A 21,338-nucleotide genomic window follows, 5' to 3' on the forward strand; every position below is an offset into this window, starting at 1 on the left:
TCGCCGCCTTTCCCGGTGACCCCTTCAAACTGGATGGCGATGGGGATCGGATTCCATGTGAAAGCATCCGCAACTAGGAAACCGCAGCGGCTTGTCGCCTTCGGTTCTCACGAAACAATCAACGTTTGAGGAGTGTACCCGTTGAGTAATCTAGTCCAGATTCAGTTCGAGGGACGTTTCAGCTCAGAGATGCTTGACGACCATTTGCTGCAAAACTATATCGACACATTTCGTGGGTATGGCAACTACCGTGGGGACTTTTGGTTTATTGGGAAAGAGGAAGGAGGAGGAGGCAGCATTGATGATGTTCGTCAACGGTTAACCGCTTGGTCTGGGCGTGGGCGTAGAGAACTGGAAGATGTTTACGACTATCACGAGGCGATTGGCGTGACCCACCTCTTCGGTCAACACCCTAAAATACAGCCCACGTGGGGAAAATTGATCCGAAGTTTACTGAAAGCAAAAGGGCAGGAAGCGACGCTCGATCAGATTCGAGGATACCAGGGACAGAACTTAGCGAGAGCGGGCGGAGAAACTTGCCTCCTGGAACTGCTGCCCTTGCCTTCACCAAACGCTGGTAGATGGCTCTATTCTGATTATTCGCAGCTTCTACAACTCCGAGAAAGACAGGTTTACAAAGAGTTCTATGCCGCCCAACGCGCTAACGACATCCGGCAGCGAATTTTGGAGTACAAACCGCGGGTCGTCGTTTTCTACAGTTCCGATGCTTGGTATCAGCAGTGGTGGAACATCATTGCAGCGGGAGTGAGGTTTAGCAGTCACGTGCGTGAAGGATTTCAATACGGTGATGACGGTTCTACGCTCTTTGTGATCACAAAGCATCCCACAGCACGTGGTGTAACCAATCAGTATTTTGAGGCGATTGGGGATTTAATCGCCGCACACTCATAGCATCCGGCTATGCTACCAAAGCACGTTTGCTCTATCTTGTGAGCGCCACTACCGCCATCGTTCAAAAGCTCCCGAGCCTTTGCCTCGTCTTGCAAGACGAAAGCTAGGGGACCGCCAATAGAAGTATGTCGAGATGATTAGACTCTCAAATCTTATTAGTTTTGGTAGCGAAGAGACTGGGTGACTCGAATGGCCTCTTGGGCACTGATATTGCTGCAAGTTGATAAACCTGGAAGTACTCCTGCTCCCACAAACCGATAGAAAGGTCCTTTTTCCTCACCTAACCAGCTAGATAGGTAAGTAGGGCTTTTTGCTCCACCATACTTGCCATATTCTAGGCTGCTCTTCCCAAACGTCGGCGAGTTGATCGGAAAACTGCGGCTCCCCTCTGGAAGATCTCCGATCCCACCATTAGTCGCTTCGATCGCAAAGCAGAAGTCTTTGTTAGAGTCGCTGTCGTATCGACGATAGAAGACCGTGTAGCCCATACCACCAATCCTAGATTGTCGATCCACTTGGGCGACTACCTTATCTAAAGTAAATCCACGAGGAACATAAGTAGGAACTGCAATTTTAAGTCCTACCGCTTTCAGCAGTTGTTTTTGGTGCGAAGTTAGTTGTGCCTCTACTGGGATCTGCTGGCCTCCTGATGCAGGCTGAGCTGCTAGAGGTGTAGTGGCAAAAAGACCTACTGGTAAAGTGACGGTACAACCAATGGCAAACCCTAACATGACTGCTTGACACTGCATTCTTCTCTCCTCAACTGGTGCAAGACTTGTGTTCTGACCTGATTCCATTTTCTCAAAGTTGGACAAATTCAGTGAGTTCTGAGGCTGTTATCAACTTAAGGGAGCAAAGGCAAAATTAAGCGCTCTTTTTCTGAGAAGTCCTGACACCCAGCCTATAGGGCAAGATTTAGCCCAACAATTTCTCGCCAGCGTTTCTATAGCAACCGATGCTGTTGGCGAACGTGCTACAGCAAGTTTGGGACTGAACACAAAGATGAATCATCTGCTAACGTAGCAAAGCGAGAAATACGAGTGTGAACATGAGGAATTCCCGTCAACCAAGATGTAATTCTTGTGATATTCATAGCAATACCCGTGAGAACATGTTGAAGATGTGTTTTCGCCAGCCCAATGTATCGAGTTCGACGCAATCCAAAGCATTCGATTCCTTGAGATAATGTCCCTTCTACCCCTGCCCGCTGGTGATATTGCTGCTGCCATTCGAGAGTTTTCTGCTGGTGTCGCATCGAGTGCAGCAGTTGATGTGCCGCTTTCGGTCGCAAGGTCAAACTACGAGGCTCTGTTGCACAACGGGTACAATGGGTTCGATACTGGCACAAGCGGCAATGCGTTCGGGAAAACTTGACATAAATTACTGCATTGCCCCATGCATCCTTCGTTGGAGTCCAACTCTTACTTTTTTTGCCTTGAGGACAAGTCACTTTTTTGGTATTCCAGTTAATGTGAAATTGGCTCAAATCATAGGCATCGGCTTCCTTTGCTTGCCAACTGCCGTTCGGTCGCATCGGACCCATTAATTCGATGCCATCGGTTTTGCGGCTTGTCATGAATAATCCAGTATCAACATAACCTGCATCAACTAGATGTTCTCTAGGCAACAATCGTTTTGCTTTGAGAGCTTGGTGAATTGGTTCAGTCTGCTCAATGTCCGGTACATTCGCAGTGGACGTGATCACATGAGTGACTAGATGCATCGCGTCTGCATCGCAGGTTTCTGTGAGATGCACTTTATACCCCGTCCACGTGGTAGAGCGCTTGTTGCCATAGCGCGCCTCTGGGTCATACGGAGAGTTAGACCGTTTTCCTACAGGCGGTAAATCTTTAGCATCGCGCAGGCGCAAGTGACCGTTATCGACCCAAAACTGACCAATCCAGGTCTGACGCAAATGGTCTACGGCTGGAATTTCTCGTAAGTACGGTGGGGCTGCTTCTGACCAAACCTGCTCTAACAAATCCATCCCATCAGCCCCGATCGTCTCGGCATAGGTCTGACGAGCTTCCTTGCCTTTGGGCAAGCGGTACTCTTCGACGGGTCGTCCATAGCGCTCGAACCAAGCGGAGGACACCCAGCCCTTCAGCCACTCGGGTTCGACTGTTGCAACCGCATTGAGGGCAGCTCTGAGCGTTTCCCCGATGCTCTCGAGTCGGTTCAACGTCCGAATGGCAGCCAGAACATGAGTTGAATCGGTACGCTGCTTGCCTCGCTCCTTAATCCATCCTTTTTGCTTGCATTGTTCCAACAACTGATCGAGCAGTCGTTGTTCGAGGTGACCTGCAATGATGCGATTGCGAAACTCCGATAGCACCGAAAAATCAAAACCCGGGTCGCCTAAATCCAAACTCAACAGATACTTCCAATCAATGCGACTGCGAACCGCATCGGCAGCTTGGCGGTCAGTCAAATCCTCTAAAAACTGCATCACACAGATGAGAGCTAGCCGCCAGGGACTGAGCGCGGATTGTCCGTGAACTGAAAACAGGGGAGCAAATTCAACATCAGTGTAAATGGTGCCTAACTCATCACGCAGCAGAATGTAGCGGTTACCCTTCGGGAAAGCTTGACGAGCGACGCGAGCAGTGGCTTCAGGAATCGGGTCAATTGGACGAGGATGCAACGACATAGTTGTTTCCCCCTAAAACTCATCAGGACTACTTGATCGTAGGAGGAAATTTCGCGGCGCAACACTGGGTTCACCCTTTGTCACGTCCATACTACATAAGTAACGGTAGAATCAGCCTTTCAGCCTTCTCAACGCTATTCGCCAACAACATCAGCAACCGGACTAAAACCAACGTTAAGGCTGAAAACTCTACTATCACTGAGTTTTATGATTCGGTCTACTGAGGTTTGGTTCAGAAGTACATCTGATTTTCAAGGCTTTCAGCAATTGGCTAGAACGGGAAATCAGGTATTTCGGGTTAGAACGAGACGGTTATACAGCTTAAAATTAGTCCTGCAAGTTCTTAGCGTTGGTTTTAGTCCGGTTGCTACGGGAACGCCAAATACAGCACTTGAGTCACCAACTTCACCAAAATTGGACAAGAGCCTTTAATTGTCGCTCAACAACCCCTTGAGCGGGGTGCGCCCTATTTCAGATATAGAACAACTGGTTCTTCCTCGTTTGTGTTGGGACCGAATGGAGAAAGGTCGGGAAGAAGAGCTTCTGGTAATCGTTGAAGTTTTTCTCGCTTTCCTTCCATTCGGCTAAGATTTACCAGGGACAGGGAATAGGTAGAACCCACCGCTTTTACTTTGCCTCCCCCCTTCAAAATCTCAGTTGACTTAAATTGGATTTGTGTGTCCTCGATAATTGAGCCTTCTATCTTAACGACAGCTTTTGCATCTGGATATTGCATCTCCCCTGTAAAGGTCTTAGATAAACTGTCGAAAGAAGTAAAGGTAAGTACGAATGAATGTAATTCCCCTTCAGTTTTTGAGCGTTCGCCTGACAGTGAAGCTTTATTGAGAATAGGATTTAGTACTGCCTCTTTTTCGGCTTTTACCTCTGCCTCAACCTCAGCTCGAAATTTGGTTTCTTCATCAGAGCCAAGAAGCACAGTTCGCCCGTTATATTGATCACGTGATCTTCCAAATGTTGGAGTGTGCTCAAATTCAAACTGAGTTTCCCAAGAATCTGCAACTCGCTTTGTTTTCAGAACTCCGTAAATATCAATGCTCGATCCTTTACTATTAGCTAATTTTAAGAAATTAACGTTCTCCTGCCTTTTAGAAGGAATATCGTCAACACCATTAACCCTGAGAAATGCATCTTCCTTGAATTTGGCAGTGGCTTTAAACCTTGCTGCAATAACAGGTTCTACCTGCGTACCAAGATTTTCGTGTCTCTCAAAGTCTAACTGAGTGATTTCTAGAAATGACGGCAACTGGTTCTGGAGTTGTTGTTGCAATACCCCTCGTCCAGGACCTATTTGAGCCGACTGAATCTCATTTACTACATATCCAGCTGTTTTAACCGTAAGATAAGAGCCTAAGATTGGAAGGGCTACTAGAATAGCAACCATAATCCAGTTTTCTGCTGCAATGTTGATCTGGATATTACGAATATAGTCACGACCAACTTGTATCAAATCTCGTTTGACACTGCTAAGTTGGGGAATCCAAGCGGGATTTCCATCTTTTGAATTATCGGATTTCATTGCAATAAACTCGCAAAACTACCTGTGATTAGAGTGCAGTTTCAATTGAGTAGTCGCTGATGCTTTGATATCTATTAGACGACAGCTGCAATTTACGATCGCAACAGCTAAACGTAGAAGAGATCGGAACACTCTGCATAGGTTTGAGCAAGGGTTCTAGTTGTCGCGAGGCCCGAAAATAGCTGCCGTTCAACAGATATCAATACTTCAAGCTATTACCACTATTTTCATACTTCTAGTTAAAAAACCGTAAATTGAGTACAGAATTAAGCTAAAAAGCTTAGAACTCTCATGACAATACCCGAATTTATGCATGCTCTAAGCATTTTGGCAGAGCTCTAGTTCTACTATTGCTGTGACGGTAACTGCTGTGTTGGCTTTGGACTCATTTGTGGCGATTGCGAATTTCCTAAGTTTGTAATCAATCCAGCATTAAATGCCCAAGCTAATCCTCCTAGAGCCAAAACACCGATTATGAAGAAAGAAAACCAAAAAGTGACGGTTGTGGAGCGAATATAGTCTCTTCCAACAGGTGTAAAGTCTCTTCCAACACTAAGATCTCTTCCAACGCTAGTTTTTTCTGGCTGATTGTTTTCGGGGGAGGAGTTTGTCACTTTGCTTTCCTTAGCTATACGTTGATGGCTGCAATGCTTGAGATAAATAGTATCAAACACATTTAAAGCAACAGTGACTATTTGGGAATTTCCGGAAAAATTCATTGAAAAATCAAAATTTGAAAGTTAAAGTAAGCAATTCATCGGATGCAATCCCGCTTAACTCTCTAAGTTTGAAAATCTGCTACCAACTGCTAAGTTATCGCCCGCGATTTGGAGTACGATTTCGCCTATTGAACGGGTTACGTTGGTAAGAATTGCTTTGCCATGGCGGCATTGAGTGCTCTGCTCCGTAGCATCGATCATCACTTCGTTCAGGTCTGGATACGCTTGCTGAAATTCTATCTATTTGCGAATCCGCCGTTTCAGTAGAGCCGGTGCTTGCGGATTCAAATGCTCTGCTAACAACGGTTATAGCCGATGCATCAACAGAGCGAGATTCGACATATGTACTCCAAACATGCAACTTAAGAGTTCATACGTTAGGTATAGTCGGTAGTACATCAATGGTACCAGCAACTTGTCTTTGAAGCTCTCTAGCTTATGCTGTCCACCACCCACGACTCGTTGCGGAGCACGGCTAGTCAAACGTAATTGCTCTGATGCTTTCCAGATTGGTTCCACTTCAGCAGCAAGTTGGTTCAACTCTTAAACGCTTAGTCCGGTGAACCGTTGGAACTTGATTGGCGTCTTCGCCAGTTTGAAGTTAAGTTCAGTATGGCAAGACAAGATGACGATTCTTCTATTCAATTCTAAATCCCTTTATCACGCAGAAGGTTTAGTATTCTACAAGAGATAAATTGACGGATTTCTTCAGGAGTCAGAGATTGTGAGCTATCCCAATTGGAAATTATTTACCTTATCTTGCATTGTAGGATTAATGGCGTATTTAGGTTCAGGGGGTGACAAGAGGCTTGGAAGCCAGAAGGAATGCCGGATAGCAGCGATTGCCTCTGGCTCCAGTGGGTAGCCTGCCTGCGCGAGCTCCTGGAGAATACGGCTCAGCTCAAAGACATTGTAGAAAATCAGACAGTTGGCGATTAGATGGTTGTACTTGATGATCTTGCGTTGCTCCTCTCGATTATTGGTGGCGATTACCCCCTCGCCGCCAAACGACAACCACTGAGCAAACCCATTAAACGCCTCACTCTTATTGGTGGCCGCATGGATGGTAGCGCGTAAAGCGGCATCCTGAATGTACTGCAACAGAAACCCGGTGCGAACGGCACAACCTAACGCATGAAATGCCTGATACAGCTTGTTATGGCTGCTGTTTGTGCCCAGCTTTCGTAAAATCGTTGAAGCGGCAATTTTACCAGCCTTAATCGACAACGCCACCCGCAATAGATCGGGTAAGTGCGTCTCAATCAACTCCCAATGCACTGTTTCAGAGAGCAACCCGTCAATATGCAAGTAACGAGTAGCATGGGTGGGGCGGTAGAGCGTTAAGTCTTGCCAATTGCGCATGCGTGGCATCAGCCGAATGCTCAGCAAATACGTCAGCGCAAACACCGCGGCACTTTGGGCTTGAGTGTCTCCATGAATCGTATCCGGTTGAATCTCAGATGTATTTTTGAGCAAACCATCAAGTAGATAGACGGCTTCCCAGACCCCACAGGGAATGAAATGGCTAAAGAGGGCGATGTACGTATCAGAGACATGATAGTACCCAATACCGCCATACCCGCCATAGCGAATGTGATACTCCGCCAGCAAGTTGTCCTCATAGATGTCCCACTTTGTGCCATCGACGGAGGCACGCTTGCCATCACCCCATAGTTTCGGCAGGCTAAAGCGGTTGTAGGCATTGATGATGATGGCATTCGCGGACTGGAGCTTCTCTGGGTCAATGTGACGCTGGTGGGCATAGGCGACCTGTCTCCGGTCAAAGCCTTTCAGCGACCGAGCCGCTTGCGAGGGACCTAAATTACAGCCATAGCAGAATGTACTTGCCAGGTAACGTGCAGCGGGATTGTCCAGCTTCGTATCATGCCCAGACTTAGGTTTGAAGAACCGTGTCCAATGGAGCCAAAGTTCCGTGTCTGCCAGAACATCCAGCAAATTGATGGGCGTGATCCGTTGAGCAATCAGGGCTTTGAGTGTAGCTGCCCCTGGCACCACCTTTGCCTTCGGTTTACGAATCACTAGGCGATCCTGCTGGTAGTTCACCTCAGCATTCTGGGGAAAGCCCTGATCCGTTGCTTGAGCAGTGGTCTTCAACCATTGCTGGACATGTGTCACGAAAGCAGCAGGCTCAGTGGGCAAACCGATTTGCTTGCCATACTCTGTCACTGTTTCCTGGTATTCCTCCCAGGAGATGAGTTGCTGTCCGTAGTCGCCAAACTCGCCACTGCCCTCAATGTAAAGGTCTCCAGATTTCAGCCCCAGCAGCAGGTGCGAAAACACGCACACTTCCAATTGGCGGCGGTGAATGGTAGCTGGATGGGGTGTACGTTTGCGTTGTCCACACACCAAGTACCACCACTTCTGAGGCACCCAACCCAGCTCAAGTTGGGGCATGTGACGTTCCGCCTCGGTACCAGGATGTTCAAGCTGGACAACCGAAACTGTCGGATGACGACTACGCCGATGCTGCACCATAAACTGGATCGCTTCGAGCAGCGAGCGATCCTGAGTACTCGAACGCAGTGGCAGGATCTCCAGTAGCCGAAATAAAACGGTGCGTTGACTTTTATAAAAAGTTTGGAGGAGTGGAAAGTAGTTGTTACCAACATAAGCAAGATGGGCATCACAGGCTGCCAGTAGGGGTTGCCCCTGATTGCCAACGACCGTCTCAATCGCTGCAAACCGTTGAGCGATCTCACCGTCACTTTGAAACGCTAACACCACCTCTCGGAGCGTCGCGATCAATTCATCCGTGCGGGCTTGAGTCTCTTGACGCAGCACAGCTAACGCCTGTTTGCCCCGAGCATGCATCTGTTGGATTTGGCGGATGAACATCGCTGCTAAGTCATCCAGCGTTTGAGCATATTGAGCCTCAAGGAGCGCTACTGCCAGGGTGTACCGCTTCAGTGGACTCATTTGCTTCATGTGGGGTGCATCTAAGACCTTGGCTTCCGCTGCAAAATGCTTACGTTTGACTTCTGGCAACTGTTTGAGTGCAGTGGTGCCCAGTTGCAACTTTGCCAACCAACGTAAGCGTTCCACCAGCTTTTTGAGCTGGGTGATGGTTGGTTTGCTAGAGTCTCGCTTGACCTCATGCCAGGGCGTTGTGCCCGTTTCTGCCTCGGCTTGAAACAGGCTATCGATCTGCTGGCGTTCGATGTCACTGAGGGACTGTGTAATTTTCTGATGGAATTGGCTTGTGATGGTGCTTCGGGCTTTGTGCGCGAGCCGCAGTAGCCGACTGAACGCTGGCAACTCAAACCGTTGCTGCACCAAGACTTCAAGCGCAATGTTAATCAAATCAACCAGATCATGTTTGGTCATGGCAGCCGTTTCCATCGCTGCCACGGTAACTTGCTGAGCGATACCACTAAATGGTTGCAGTTGCAGATAGTCGCGAATGACAGCTAGATGCCGAATCTTGCTACCAGAACGGTCATACCTTGCCAGGTCGATAGACGCGGTCGCTACTTGAGCAGTGGCAGCAATATGTCGAGTAATTGTCGTTGGTACGCTGGCAAGGGGAAGACCATAACCCAGGCGTTGAAAAGTTTTCAGCAGAATCAGGAAGCCCAGTTTGGCACTACTGCCTTTTGTGGCTTGTTCTGCCAGACTCAATTCCTCAAGGGTTGGGGTGTAGATGGTTGCTAACTCTTTGTCTGTCACATTGTGCTTCAAACGGGGATACGCCATATCTTGAAGGCTAGGCATCTTGTTCGCTCCTCACATGCAGCAAAGAGGAGAGTAGCAGGTTCGCTTTGATAAGTTCTACTGAACTAGCCCCAGAGCATACTACACATGGGTTGGACTCGTTTTGGACTAGTGACGAGCAAAAGTACTGTAATACATGCGTAATCTTCAAACCTTGAGCAGGTTAAAAGACCGATTCTACCGTGGCACTTCTGCGCCCCACGCAACTAATCAAGCCTTACAAGGCGATTAGCAAAGCCGATGAATCAAGCCTTTCATTAGCAAGGCTGATAGTGATTTATACCCCTCTGGGGCAAATGGCTCATTTTTACACGAATCGTTGCCATACCCCCATTACGGTTAAAACTCACTAAAAATTCGAATATAAAGCAATTCTATAGATTTCAGTTTGAGCAGGTTTAGAAAGACTAGACTGTTAGTCATCCATCTTTGGAGCGATTTGTTCAAGATGGTGTTTGATTACTAGGGGCATCAACCAAGAGAACAACATACTAAAAACAAGGCATTATGAGTGTTTTCGACGATATTGGAAAAGCCGCTAGAAAAGTAGGACGAGCAGTTGACCCGACTAACCGCAACAGTGAAGTACGACAAACAGGGCGGGCGATTGATCCATTCAATCCGAATAGCGTAGTCAGAGAAGCAGGACGGCGTATTGACCCAACAAACTCTGAAAATTGGGGACACGACACTGATAGACCTGAGGTAGAGCGTGCTTTGAGGCAAGGTGACTGGATGGTCACTTTTGGAAAAGAGTTCAGTCATTCTGAGTATTTAGAACTTGCAGCTGCTGCTGCGACATCTGTAGCAACTGAAAATCCGTCGCCTTTATTGGCATACCTTGAAGGATTTGCTTATGAGTCCTATAACGAGCTAACCCAGAAGGCTGCTCAATACGCGCCGCAAATTACCCAGTACATCTCTGTTGATCGCATCCTATCCATTCTTGCTCACATCATCACTACAGGTGAGCGACATTCTCTTTGGAATACAGATGGAATAGAAGCCCAGATGGGAGTTGCGGTTTATCACAGAGGAGAACTAGTTGCAGGAGAGAGAGTTTCTACTCCCAACACTTTTCAGCCTTACATCCGAATTAAGAATCATAGAGCTGTAGGCTGATATCTCCTTTAAACATTCTCAAACTCATTTTGAAGAGCAATTGTATAAATTCAATTTGAAGCAATTGCTCTTCAAACTTCAAAAAGTTTTATTGAATACAAACAACTGAATCATGTAATGTTTCGGTTCAAAGATCGAACTATGGTGAAAGAAAATTTTGAAGCTCCTAACTCCGACAGAAAAGTAGATTACAAATCATTAGAAGATTTATTGAAGGATAAAAGATGGGAGGAAGCTAACAAACGAACAAGAGAGCTTATGAATCAAGTTGTTCATTACGGGACTAATGCCGGATATCTTGGTTCAGAGAGCATCAAGACCTTCTCCTGTCAAGATTTAGGTATTGTTGATCACCTTTGGGCAAAATATAGCAATAGTCTTTTTAGCTTCAGTACTCAGCAACGAATTTGGCAGAGCCTAGAAAGCAATGTTGAAGCAGAAAAAGAATGCTTACTTGGAGATCGTGTTGGTTGGCGAATCAATGGGGAATTTGTTAATAGTAACCGTCTCTACTTTACATTACAGGCACTACCAGGACATCTTCCTTATCTAGGTGAGCTTCTAGGTACCCCAGGAATGGGCTTCCCATAGTAGGGGTAATAGGTGGAGCTGTAGGATGGAGTAATTTGTTCTCTCGCCTTAAAGATTGTAAGCTCAGTGCTTGGAGAGCTTATAACACTATTTAAGGCAAGCCTTATGTATGACTAAATTCTGTAAATAATTTTGGAGACAGCATAGCTAATGAACGCATTAAATAATTCTCCACAAAACCCTTTCTTCGTCTCACAGGAGTTGAGTTTCTCAGCAGCTATGGAGCAAATTTCTAAGTCCATAGAGGAACTAAAGGAACAAGAAAAAGTAGAGCGGAGAAAAGAGGCAGAAGCATCAGCTAAATTATCCAAATTAAAGGAAGAATTAAGTTCTCTAGAACCAGAGCTTAAAGAATTAGGAATAAAAATTGAGAGTGACGGTAACTGGAAGGACTCAACTAGCAGCGTAATTAAAGAGGCTTTAGAGAAAGCTTCAAATACTCAACTAAATCTGTCCAAAGCTAGAGCCAAACAGGCAGCGCGTGAAGAACAATCAAAAAAGAATTTCTGGGGGAAAATAAAAAGTGCTGTCGGAGGAGCTTTTGATTCTGATCAAACACAAGATTATGAAGCTCAACTAAACAGTGATTACATTGAACTTGCAAAAACTGTACTCAATACTGGGAATGACAAAAGCAAATTATTACCACTAGCATCAGAGTCTTTAATAGAAAGAGTTCCCGAAATCACTTCGTCAAGTCTACTCGAACAAAACAATTATTATAAAGCCTCGAATAAAGAGAAGAAAATTTCTGCTGAGATAGAATCTCTTATTTCTACTGCAACAAGAAACATTGATACCTGTAGTAATCTTAATGAAATAAAGCAATCTTTAGAGGGTTTTAGCGAAAATGTCCGTTTGAAGCTTTTGGAATATGCTGAATATTCTTTAAGCGGGTTGGAAATGGACACATTAACTGCTTGTGCTTATTTAAAGGCTGAAAAAGTAAACGATGCATCTAATATCATTCATTACAACATCATTTCCAAACCTGGTAATGGAAACGTTAAAGTTACTGCATTAGCTAAAATCGCTTGTCAGTTTATAGAGACACAGAGTGTCTTAGAAGCTAAAGAGTCAGAAGCTAAAGAATCAGAACCAAATACTGACCCTACTAGTTTTTCCAGTCTTTATAGAGAGGCATCTGAAAATCTTCTAGAACACTCAATGCTTTTTAGTATTGATCAAATTAAGGAGCCTGCTGATGCTGATATTAAAGTACAGGGCTGGTCTCTTATTGCTCAACAGATGGTGAAATATGGGAAAGTCAACAAAATACCAGCTACCTTAGACTATTTATTCAGTAGCAAAGCACATCCAAATATTGAGGTTAAAGCACTGAAAGAAATTGCTTTAAAGCAAATAGAGCAGAAGCAGACTGACGGATCAAAAAGAACGGTTGAAATACTAACTTCCCGTTCAGCAGATAAATCTGAAAAAGTTGCTGCTTTAACTGAGATAGCAAAAAGATACCTTCTTGCTGGAGAGATTGATGCTGCCCAAAATCTCAACCAATTTGTTATCCCCCGCATTGAATAGAGGTCAAACAACCATGTCGGGGAATGCAGAATCTATAGTTGCGTTTCTTCAAGCTTTGACCTATTGGCACCAATCGACTAACCCTTTACGTAAGAAAAAGTGGCTGCGACACCCCTTAGTTCTCCAAACTGAAGGAGTTAGCGTGATGGTGCAGTTATTGTGCTCTTTTAGTTGCCATACCGAATAATCACTTGGAAGTAAACTCATGTGGACTTTTGATCTACAACCACAAGGGCAAGTCATGACGACAAACCAGGAATTTTCTTCTTCTCCAACTATGTAAACCAAACGGTTGTGTCGCAAAAACCTGGTAAAGGTAGCGAAGCTGCATTCAAATGCCACGAGATCGCTGTAATGCTTCAGTGCAATGAATCCAGCAAAAAAACTCGAAATTTGAAACTTGCCCATAAATGATAGCTGAGTTGCTTAGAAGTTTAACAGTAGAATCAGCCTTTCACGCCTTTTTCGTGTAAAAACTTGCCTGTAAATGGGTATTTCTTAATATGTTGAGGCAAAATCACGAAAATCTTTCTAAAACTCTTGCAGGGTATAGCTTCTAACTGTCGAGTGGCACTTGAATGCAGCTTCGTTACCTTTACGCCTTGTTTGGCAATACAACCAACGCTAAAATGACTTGTGTAGGAGAGGTAAGCAATGGGATGTCTAGAGAACTATAGGAGTGTTTGCTATACCCATACGTACCTCTAGACAAGAGGGGGGTACTAGTGACTGCACATTCGGACTTCTCCGCCACAGACGCTGCACTTGGGTATCTATATCAGGTGCGTTTAGCTCTTTTGTCATCTCTTAAACGGCTTGCAAAAGATGAAGTTTTTGCGGTTTACCTTGAGACACTTGACGACGTTGTCTTTGAGCAAGACGGTTCTGCTCTTGAGCTATTGCAACTGAAACACCATCGCGAGCGATCAGCGAATTTGACTGATGCGAGCACTGATCTCTGGAAAAGTTTTCGTATTTGGATGGAAGGACGTGCAAATGGCACTATTCCCAAAGATGCTCGGCTATACCTAGTTACCACAAGCAGTGTTGGTGGAAATTCCTCGGCTAGCTACCTGATGTTTGAGAATCGCAACGAAGATGAAGCTCTTAGGCAGTTGCAGATAACAGCGAGTACATCCACAAACCAAACGAATGCGCCAGCTTATAGTCTATTCCGAAATCTCTTACCTGGCGATCAAGCAAAGTTAGTCAGTTCTATTACGATACTTCCCAACGCCCCAAGCATTAGTGATGTCAGCGAAGCCTTACGTATTGAGGCTCGTTTAGTAGTGCGACGTAATCACCTTGACTCCTTTCTTACGAGACTTGAGGGTTGGTGGTACAGAAGAGCAATTGGACAAATGATTGCTCCAGCTATGCCCCCAATTCTCAGCAACGAGATTGAAAGTGCAATTAATGACTTGCGGGAGCAATTCAAATCTGATGCTCTTCCTGTGGATCAGGATATTCTGGAAACTGAAGTTGATTCTGCTGCTTATGAAGATAGGATGTTTGTCCGACAGGTGAAGCTTGCAGGTATTGGAAATCGACGTATTCTTGCCGCGATTCGAGACTATTATCGTGCCTTCGAGCAACGCTCACGATGGGTACGAGAAGATCTTCTCCTAATTGGTGAACTTGATAGTTACGAGAAACTTCTACGAGAGGAGTGGGAACTTCAGTTTGACCGAGTTGCCGATGAAGTAGGGGATGATGTAGCTGAGGATGCAAAGCGAGCAGCAGCTCACGAGATCTACGCTTGGGTGGAAAAAAGCTGCTATCCAATTCGCCCTCAGGTTCAGCACCCAAGCATGACAAGGGGGTCATTTCACATCTTGTCTGACAGGCTTAAGGTTGGATGGCACCCCGAGTTTATGAACCGTCTACAGCAAGTTCTTGAACCGCAGGGGATCTCATGACCATTGCATCGTGGGCGGATAGACCCATCGAGCAAGCTCGACTTCTTAACCCAGCATTCCTTGCAGCACTTATTTGGTCTTGCGCTGAAGGGTACGGCAGTATCGATGCACAGGGAATTCCTTATCCACTATCGTTCGTTACTATGCCCATAGTCTTACATAAGTCCACACGGGAGAGTTTGCCAAGAGCTATCAGCACATCATTGCCCGCATGGCTTGGAGAGAAGCCACAAGTTCATGTTCGCTTCGCGGAACGAGCAACAGCATTAGTCCCCCTTATCAAGGAAGGCGTGCTGTTTGGTGCCAATGGTCAGATGTTTAATATATCCTCATCTCGAATTGTGGCTGCACCAAGACCACGCTCAATGGCGCGTTTTTTGAGAGAGTCTTCTGACGAGGTTCAAGATTGCATGACGAAAGCAAAGTTTGTAGGTAGGTGGTTTGCATCCTCCGGTGATTACACAACTGTTATGACTCTCTTGGGGGTCATGCCTTGAGTATTCAGATTCTTGATATTGTCCTGTATTCGTTACGGGGTGAGCGTCGCCTGCTATCATTTCGTCCTGGAGAAATGAACATAATCACCGGGGACTCTAAGACCGGGAAATCCGCTTTGGTTAGCATAGTTGACTATTGTCTTGGCAGCTCATCTTGTGGAGTTCCAGCAGGCGTTATTCGGAATAGTGTCAGTTGGTATGCATTACGGATTACTGACGGCTCGGCGGAACATTTTATCGCCCGACGTGCGCCAGACCGTGGTCGAACAAGCAATTCAGGCGCTTACTACACTGTGGGTTCAACATTAATCATCCCCAACGCGGATGAACTTTCTGCAACAACTAATATCGATGCTGTTATTGAACGACTAAAAAGTATTGTCGGTATTAATCTCAGTGTACATGAACCCCCTGAAGGACAAACCCGAAATCCTCTAACTACAACGTTACGACATGCACTCGCATTTGTGTTCCAACCCCAAAATGAAATTAGTCAACCAGATTTTTTGTTCCATAGTCAAAGTGACAACTGGGTTGCACAGGCTATTAAAGACACTTTGCCCTATTTTCTAGGTGCAGTAGACGATAACTTTGTTGCAGGTAAAGCAAGACTTAGAGAGTTGCAGCGTTCTCTAAGGGATCGAGAACGTACATTAGCTCGGCTTGAAACTTTAGCAAGTGGTGGCCTTAACGAAGCAGCAGCTCTGCTTGCGGAGGGGCGCAATGCCGGGCTCTTAGCTCAAGATGAAACTCCAGAGTCCTGGGATGCGGCTGTTGAAATACTACGTGTAGCGGTAAATGCCTCGCCAGAGGAGCAACTTATTCGTTATGAAGAAAGTCCTGACCAGACAGAACTTCTAAGGCTAAGTGATGAGCGTGCATCTTTACGACATCAACTTGCTCGCCATCAAGATGAATTGGAAGCTATGCAGACACTGTTATCTGATGAAAATGGCTTCGTCCGAGAAACACATGAGCAAGTCTCTCGCCTAACTAGCTTGAGGCTCTTCGCTAATTCAGAGGAACCATGTTGTCCCTTGTGTAACCAACCTACAACTGATCTTCCATCGTCTGGAACTTTGGAAGTAGAGATGCAGCGTGCATCGGAACAGCTTGAAAGAGTCACTAGGCACACACCAGGATTAGAGGCATTAATACTTGAGCAAGAGCAAAGGATCAACGAAACGAAAAGACTTTTGCAAGAAAATCGGACAGCACTTGATGCTTTGCGGCGCGCAGACGACCGCCTCACTCAACTACGAGACAGTGCTACTCGCCGAGCTTATGTTCTTGGGCGTATCAGCCTATTTCTCGAAACCCTGCCGCAAGTTGCTGATAACTCCGATTTGCGAGCTGAAATTTCAGAACTCCAACGCGAGATCGAGCAATTAGAGACAGAACTTAGTGACGAAAACATTCAGGAGCGTTTGGATTCAATCCTTTCTGTTATCTCTAGGAACCTGACTGCATGGGCGGAACGACTTGAGTTGGAGCATGGGGGAAACCCATTTCGCCTAGACCTTAGGTATCTGCAAGTAGTGGCAGACACGAATAATGGCCCAATCCGGATGGATAACATGGGGAGTGGAGCCAATTGGGTAGGCTGTCACCTGATAGCTCATCTTGCTTTGCATTCATGGTTTGTACAGAAATTGAGGCCAGTTCCGCGTTTTCTGTTTTTAGATCAACCATCACAGGTGTACTATCCAGCAGAACAAAATATTGAAAGCTCGTTGATAGAGCTTGAAGACGAAGACCGAGTAGCAGTTATCCGAATGTTTGAACTGGTACGTGATGTCGTAAATGGACTCCATTCTGGCTTTCAAGTCATCATTACTGAGCACGCTGACATTGCAGAAGATTGGTACCAAGGAGCCGTAGTGGAACGTTGGCGAAATGGAAATGCCCTGATTCCTGCTGAATGGATACCTAATGAGCCTTAAGATCATAGAGTTTGGATTAAGTGGCGTTGCACAATAGAAGTATGATGCAATGTTTCCACTGTCAATCCAACCAAACTGTCAAGAACGAACGACGCAATGGGGTTCAGAACTACCTCTGCCGCAGTTGGGGTTGTCAATTTCGTGAAACTTACTCCCTTCAAGGAGCATCAATACCGTCTCTTGTCACAACTTCTTTTTTGTTAGACTACTTCTGATCGGTTGGAAACAGGTTGGGGTCTGGAGATTCTTGCCAGCTCATTAGAAGGCGTAAATGTAGCGAAGCTGCGGCGAACCGCCACGAGATTGCCGCAATTATTTCTATGTCTAACTTTGGGACATTGGAAAAATCATGGAAACAAGTTGTTCTAGTACATCAAAACTAAATCACAACAACCTTTGAAGCATAAGCGTTACAGGGATCGCATGGCGGCTGAACGCAGCTTCGCTACATCTACCCCTTTTTATAAACAGAAAAGTAAATACTGACCGTCACATGGCGTGAACAGCAGCACGAAGACAACCGGAAAGGCTGTCCTCGTGTGCAGGGTTTAATTCATCTCGCCACTGGGGTGAACAAAGAGTGGATTTGCTGTTGCAAGGGCGACGGGTCTCCGGCTGCCGCTTGCTCCCGTTCCAGTTCTGCGACAACGCCCGCTGGAATGGTGGCATAGGTGGCAAGGCCTTCCTGCAACGCCTGCACAGTTGGCACTTCACTGAAACTCCCTCCAAGCTATAGCACCACAGGGTCCGCCTCTTCATCCGCCGTCTCTGCCTCTGCGATGCTCAGATCAAAAACCTGGGCGAAAAAGGTGCAGAGCGGCGTGTCCCAACCGACAAAAACTTCATACCTGTCATCCAATGCAACCACCTGTAAGCGACTCATGGCAATCCTCCTGAAACATCAAAACAGCAACCGATTGACGGTAAGTGCAAAAAGGGAATTCCCTAGATTGACGACAGGAGAAAGTCACACCCGCAGCAGGATTGCAAGGGGCGTTTGCGGGAGGGCACACAACACCATCAGCCGCGACACTGGTGTGCAAGCTGGGTCACATGCAGGATGCTACAGGCTGGACCGAAAAGGGGAGGGGCAGGATTGCCAGGACAATCACTCGCCTGTGGCCAAGACCCAGAGACGCTTCAAGGGCAAGTCCGCTTTCAATTCATCACTGAAACGGTCGTAATAAAGCTGGACCTGCTCAAGCAAATCATCCCGGTCCCATAGCCGGATTTGGAAGAACCTGCTCTGCCGTTCATCTTTGGTCACAGTACTTTTGAAGCCGTCCCAAGAAACGAGCAGTCCATAATCGGCCCCAACCGAGGTCATCGTCCCCTGCAATTGGCTGATCACGCTGCGTTCAACAAGACCACCAGACTTGACCTGGATACAGATTTTTGGTGACTCAAACCCGATTGCCCCCTTTGCTGCCAGCACATCCACACCCCGGTCAGCCCCACGCGGGCTGCGGTAGGTAAAGTAGCCCTGGGCTTTGAAAAGTTCCTCCACCAGCACTTCCAACCTGTCCCCCTTGAAGTGCTTCTCGATGTATCCAATCAACTGATCTGAAGCGGTCTGGGTAAGGTTGCTGAACGCCTCTTCTGCGTCTGGGACAGCAATTTCAGAGGTACCGTCCAATGACGGGGCATCGGGTTTGTTCTTGAGGATGTCGCGGACACGCGCTTCGGCATTGTTGCGGCGGATTTCGCAGAACGTCATGAACGCCCCGAAGGAGTAAAGCAGGTCCTGCCCAAAACGGCTGCGAGGAACAGCAGGGTTCAACCATTTCACAAGGCGCTTGTGGCGATAGGGGGCAGGGGCACCAGCATCATAAAGATAACCGCTTGTCACTTCACCTACAGCAACAGCGGATTGATGCTTGTAAGGCATGACCACAAGGTCCCCAGGCTGCATGACCACGGCCGGAATGGCAATCTGTCCCAGCCAATTTTTAAGGGTGCCTCGTTTTTCGTTGGGATAACAATGCTCCAGGGTATCGCGCAACTGTTCCCGCGTCGTTTCCGACAGATCAATCTCTTGGAAGGAGCCTTCCCAAGCAATGCTTGTAAACCCTTCTTTCAAAAAGATCTGTTCATGCTCACCGTACTTTCCAGCACGTGCCAACCATAGCGCCATTTTTGCGATTCTCCAGCAAGTGTGCGTATCATAGCTGCGATTGGCTTTTTTGATACCTCGGAGACTACGGAGAACAGCGATAGGGAATATTGACAGTTCGCCATAAGGGTTCTGTCCAGGCAAGACAGCCTGTGGATTTGCCGCAACTGATGGAAAACGGGGATAATGCCGCATTGTGCAAGCCGTACCCAAAGCGCTGTCAGGCGTTACCCCCGTTTACCACAGCTCCTTGGATAACGCTCGCAAACCTGCGCCGTTCACATCCCCAGGCACATACAAGCGAGCGTTATCCACAACTCCACAGGGATACAAACAACAGCAAAAAATTTTATAAAAATATTTTTTAAAGGAAGATGAAAAGAAACACTTTGAGCAGTAGTTATGACAACACGCAGAGAATCGGGGAAGGCTACGCCACCATACAACGCGACAGACTCGTTCGGTTCTGTCTTTTGATCAGCATACGTGCCGCATCAGCAGTCATACCCAGCACTTCTGCCACCTGTTGCCAAGTCATCCCTTGCTGGCGTAATGCCAAGGCTTTCTTACGTCTTTCAATGGCTTCCTGCCGGTAGTTCTCCCGTGTCCGCATTCCGGTACTGCGACGCTTCCGGGTGACAGACTCCCGGTCTTTCGCCTGTTTGCGCTTCCGTGCGATCGCATCTGTGACCAGATGCTTGGGTGTTGCATACTAGGGAATGATGATGTGGGACTGAGCCATGAACTGCCCTCGCTGCGCCAGTGACAAAATCGTGAAGAATGGACATCGCCACGGTAAACAAAGCTATCTCTGCCGAGACTGCCATCGCCAATTTCGGCAGAACCCAACGCCGCAGGGCTATAGCGCTGATGTCAAAGACCTCTGTGTGAAGATGTCGCTCAATGGCATGGGCTTTCGAGGGATTGAGCGGGTCACTGGCATCAACCACAACAGCGTCATCAACTGGGTGCGCCAAGCAGAAGCGGCTATCTCAGACGAAAACTATGAGATTCCAGAAACCGCTCAACTCGACGAACTCCAAACCTTTGTCGGGGCTAAAAAAACAAAGTTTGGCTCTGGACTGTCGTGAATACAAAGCGACCCGGTATTCTCAAGTTTGTCCTGGGTGACCGCTCTCAAGAGACGTTTCGACAGCTCTGGCAGACGATTCAAGGCTGGGCCTGTTTCTTGTACATCACCGATGGCTACAAGGTGTATCCCTGCTTCATTGATAACGCCGACCATCTCGTGAGCAAAACGGCGATGACCCGAGTGGAAGGAGAAAATTGCCGATTGCGCCACTACTTAGCACGCTTGCATCGCAAGACCCTGTGCTATTCCAAATCAGCGGAGATGTTGAGAGTGTCCGTGCGATTGTTGATCTACTATCTCCAGCATCACCAGCTTCCTTGCTTTGCTTAAATCATTCTCTCTTATGCAACGCCGATGCTTGAACCCCAGCACCTGCATTTCTTCTTCGGTAATGCCCAGCCAGTTGACGATCGTCTCGTCACGGGAATGGTAGCGGGCATCGACCATCGTGCCGTTCCATTCCACCTTCTCGCCCTTCACGGCCCGCATTGCCTAGTCAATCACGCTTTTCATCCGGCTCCTGGTCTCGCTGTCCCGCCATCCGGCAAAGACTTCGGCCATGCCGTGAATCTCGCGGCGCAGGGTAGAAGGGGGCGCAATCCAGATGATGGCAACTGCTGCCAGGAACAGCCAGTTGTCCCGTTGTCCGGGCGGCAATTGCCCCGACAGATGGCGGTGTTTGCGGAGGGCTTGCAGTTCGGTCAGTCGCCCTTCCCACAGGGTTGCAGCGGTGAACTGTTGCGGCGGGTAGTGCGGGGCAGGATCTCATGTGCGAGCACATCAAACTTCCAATAGGCCTGCGTTCGCGTTTCAAGGCACGCCACAGGGGCATTGGCGGCGCGTGTGTTGCGGGTTCCGACCATCCGCAACACACGCGCCGCGTCCAGGGCCTTGCACTCGGCTCCGAGAGGCTTCAGGGTTTCATAGAGATGTTTCTGGCACGCATTCCAGCGGGGCAGGGCAGCACGGGG

22 protein-coding genes are annotated in these 21,338 nt (G+C 47.2%); 9 read left to right on the forward strand and 13 right to left on the reverse strand.

The window, feature by feature from the left end:
- The first annotated feature begins 141 nt into the window (after positions 1–141).
- A complete protein-coding gene (locus AC5I6P_RS04685; RefSeq protein WP_495692598.1) occupies positions 142–912 on the forward strand; it encodes a hypothetical protein in 771 nt (256 codons plus the stop codon).
- A gap of 155 nt (positions 913–1,067) precedes the next feature.
- Here the strand turns inward: AC5I6P_RS04685 and AC5I6P_RS04690 are convergent, their stop codons facing one another.
- The 6 genes from AC5I6P_RS04690 to AC5I6P_RS04715 all read right to left on the reverse strand — a co-directional run bounded on the left by AC5I6P_RS04690 (position 1,068) and on the right by AC5I6P_RS04715 (position 9,550).
- The gene (locus tag AC5I6P_RS04690) at positions 1,068–1,661 is read right to left on the reverse strand and encodes a hypothetical protein (protein ID WP_495692599.1); all 594 of its coding nucleotides are present in this window, start codon (positions 1,659–1,661) and stop codon (positions 1,068–1,070) included.
- Between the two features lie 224 nt (positions 1,662–1,885).
- On the reverse strand, positions 1,886–3,562 hold the full coding sequence (locus AC5I6P_RS04695) for an IS1182 family transposase (protein WP_495692600.1): 1,677 nt from the start codon (positions 3,560–3,562) through the stop codon (positions 1,886–1,888).
- 466 nt (positions 3,563–4,028) lie between these two features.
- Entirely contained in the window at positions 4,029–5,099 is a 1,071-nt protein-coding gene (locus AC5I6P_RS04700) for a hypothetical protein (RefSeq protein WP_495692601.1), read from the reverse strand.
- A gap of 347 nt (positions 5,100–5,446) precedes the next feature.
- Positions 5,447–5,818, reverse strand: coding sequence for a hypothetical protein (locus tag AC5I6P_RS04705; protein ID WP_495692602.1), 372 nt, complete (start codon positions 5,816–5,818; stop codon positions 5,447–5,449).
- Positions 5,819–6,124: 306 nt separating this feature from the next.
- Positions 6,125–6,337, reverse strand: a complete 213-nt coding sequence (locus tag AC5I6P_RS04710) for a transposase family protein (protein ID WP_495692635.1) — start codon at positions 6,335–6,337, stop codon at positions 6,125–6,127.
- Between the two features lie 210 nt (positions 6,338–6,547).
- Positions 6,548–9,550 carry a Tn3 family transposase gene (locus AC5I6P_RS04715; RefSeq protein ID WP_495692603.1) on the reverse strand — a complete coding sequence of 1,001 codons (3,003 nt, stop codon included), beginning with the start codon at positions 9,548–9,550 and terminating at the stop codon, positions 6,548–6,550.
- A 507-nt stretch (positions 9,551–10,057) separates the two neighbouring features.
- Between AC5I6P_RS04715 and AC5I6P_RS04720 the strand changes: the two genes are divergently transcribed.
- From AC5I6P_RS04720 to AC5I6P_RS04730, 3 genes are all read left to right on the forward strand, one after another.
- Positions 10,058–10,672 carry a hypothetical protein gene (locus AC5I6P_RS04720; RefSeq protein WP_495692604.1) on the forward strand — a complete coding sequence of 205 codons (615 nt, stop codon included), beginning with the start codon at positions 10,058–10,060 and terminating at the stop codon, positions 10,670–10,672.
- Positions 10,673–10,813: 141 nt separating this feature from the next.
- Entirely contained in the window at positions 10,814–11,263 is a 450-nt protein-coding gene (locus AC5I6P_RS04725; RefSeq protein WP_495692605.1) for a GUN4 domain-containing protein, read from the forward strand.
- 150 nt (positions 11,264–11,413) lie between these two features.
- On the forward strand, positions 11,414–12,802 hold the full coding sequence (locus tag AC5I6P_RS04730) for a hypothetical protein (RefSeq protein WP_495692606.1): 1,389 nt from the start codon (positions 11,414–11,416) through the stop codon (positions 12,800–12,802).
- Between the two features lie 60 nt (positions 12,803–12,862).
- On the opposite strand, the gene AC5I6P_RS04735 is transcribed toward AC5I6P_RS04730, so the two are convergent.
- Complete coding sequence (locus AC5I6P_RS04735; protein ID WP_495692607.1) at positions 12,863–13,210, reverse strand: ubiquitination-like system serine protease family protein; 348 nt, start codon at positions 13,208–13,210, stop codon at positions 12,863–12,865.
- A gap of 317 nt (positions 13,211–13,527) precedes the next feature.
- Here AC5I6P_RS04735 and AC5I6P_RS04740 point away from each other — a divergent pair, with 317 nt between their 5' ends.
- Genes AC5I6P_RS04740 through AC5I6P_RS04755 form a run of 4 tightly spaced genes read left to right on the forward strand, consistent with a single transcriptional unit; the run spans position 13,528 to position 17,376 of the window.
- Positions 13,528–14,721 carry an ABC-three component system protein gene (locus tag AC5I6P_RS04740; RefSeq protein ID WP_495692608.1) on the forward strand — a complete coding sequence of 398 codons (1,194 nt, stop codon included), beginning with the start codon at positions 13,528–13,530 and terminating at the stop codon, positions 14,719–14,721.
- Positions 14,718–15,218 carry a three component ABC system middle component gene (locus tag AC5I6P_RS04745; protein ID WP_495692609.1) on the forward strand — a complete coding sequence of 167 codons (501 nt, stop codon included), beginning with the start codon at positions 14,718–14,720 and terminating at the stop codon, positions 15,216–15,218. Before AC5I6P_RS04740 ends, AC5I6P_RS04745 begins: the two co-directional genes overlap by 4 nt.
- Entirely contained in the window at positions 15,215–17,161 is a 1,947-nt protein-coding gene (locus AC5I6P_RS04750) for a DUF3732 domain-containing protein (protein WP_495692610.1), read from the forward strand. The genes AC5I6P_RS04745 and AC5I6P_RS04750 overlap by 4 nt, the downstream gene beginning before the upstream one ends.
- Before the next feature lie 44 nt (positions 17,162–17,205).
- Positions 17,206–17,376, forward strand: a complete 171-nt coding sequence (locus tag AC5I6P_RS04755; protein WP_495692636.1) for an IS1/IS1595 family N-terminal zinc-binding domain-containing protein — start codon at positions 17,206–17,208, stop codon at positions 17,374–17,376.
- Between the two features lie 338 nt (positions 17,377–17,714).
- Here the strand turns inward: AC5I6P_RS04755 and AC5I6P_RS04760 are convergent, their stop codons facing one another.
- The 4 genes from AC5I6P_RS04760 to AC5I6P_RS04775 form a co-directional block, all read right to left on the reverse strand.
- A complete protein-coding gene (locus AC5I6P_RS04760; protein WP_495692611.1) occupies positions 17,715–17,870 on the reverse strand; it encodes a hypothetical protein in 156 nt (51 codons plus the stop codon).
- Positions 17,871–17,891: 21 nt separating this feature from the next.
- Positions 17,892–18,044 carry a hypothetical protein gene (locus tag AC5I6P_RS04765; protein ID WP_495692612.1) on the reverse strand — a complete coding sequence of 51 codons (153 nt, stop codon included), beginning with the start codon at positions 18,042–18,044 and terminating at the stop codon, positions 17,892–17,894.
- 225 nt (positions 18,045–18,269) lie between these two features.
- Positions 18,270–19,469 carry a restriction endonuclease gene (locus AC5I6P_RS04770; RefSeq protein WP_495692613.1) on the reverse strand — a complete coding sequence of 400 codons (1,200 nt, stop codon included), beginning with the start codon at positions 19,467–19,469 and terminating at the stop codon, positions 18,270–18,272.
- A gap of 235 nt (positions 19,470–19,704) precedes the next feature.
- Positions 19,705–19,887, reverse strand: a complete 183-nt coding sequence (locus tag AC5I6P_RS04775) for a helix-turn-helix domain-containing protein (RefSeq protein WP_495692614.1) — start codon at positions 19,885–19,887, stop codon at positions 19,705–19,707.
- Between the two features lie 127 nt (positions 19,888–20,014).
- Here AC5I6P_RS04775 and AC5I6P_RS04780 point away from each other — a divergent pair.
- Positions 20,015–20,697 (forward strand): IS1 family transposase gene (locus AC5I6P_RS04780; RefSeq protein WP_495692615.1). Its coding sequence is split into 2 segments (ribosomal slippage): positions 20,015–20,341 and positions 20,344–20,697, totalling 681 coding nucleotides; the frame shifts between segments, so codons are not numbered across the junction.
- Here the strand turns inward: AC5I6P_RS04780 and AC5I6P_RS04785 are convergent.
- On the reverse strand, positions 20,620–20,856 hold the full coding sequence (locus tag AC5I6P_RS04785; protein ID WP_495692638.1) for a hypothetical protein: 237 nt from the start codon (positions 20,854–20,856) through the stop codon (positions 20,620–20,622). The two genes, AC5I6P_RS04780 and AC5I6P_RS04785, sit on opposite strands and share 78 nt — an antisense overlap.
- Before the next feature lie 7 nt (positions 20,857–20,863).
- Positions 20,864–21,136 (reverse strand): hypothetical protein, encoded by a 273-nt coding sequence (locus tag AC5I6P_RS04790; protein WP_495692616.1) that lies wholly within the window; start codon positions 21,134–21,136, stop codon positions 20,864–20,866.
- Between the last annotated feature and the right edge of the window lie 202 nt (positions 21,137–21,338).

It is taken from the genome of Myxacorys sp., assembly GCF_059501405.1.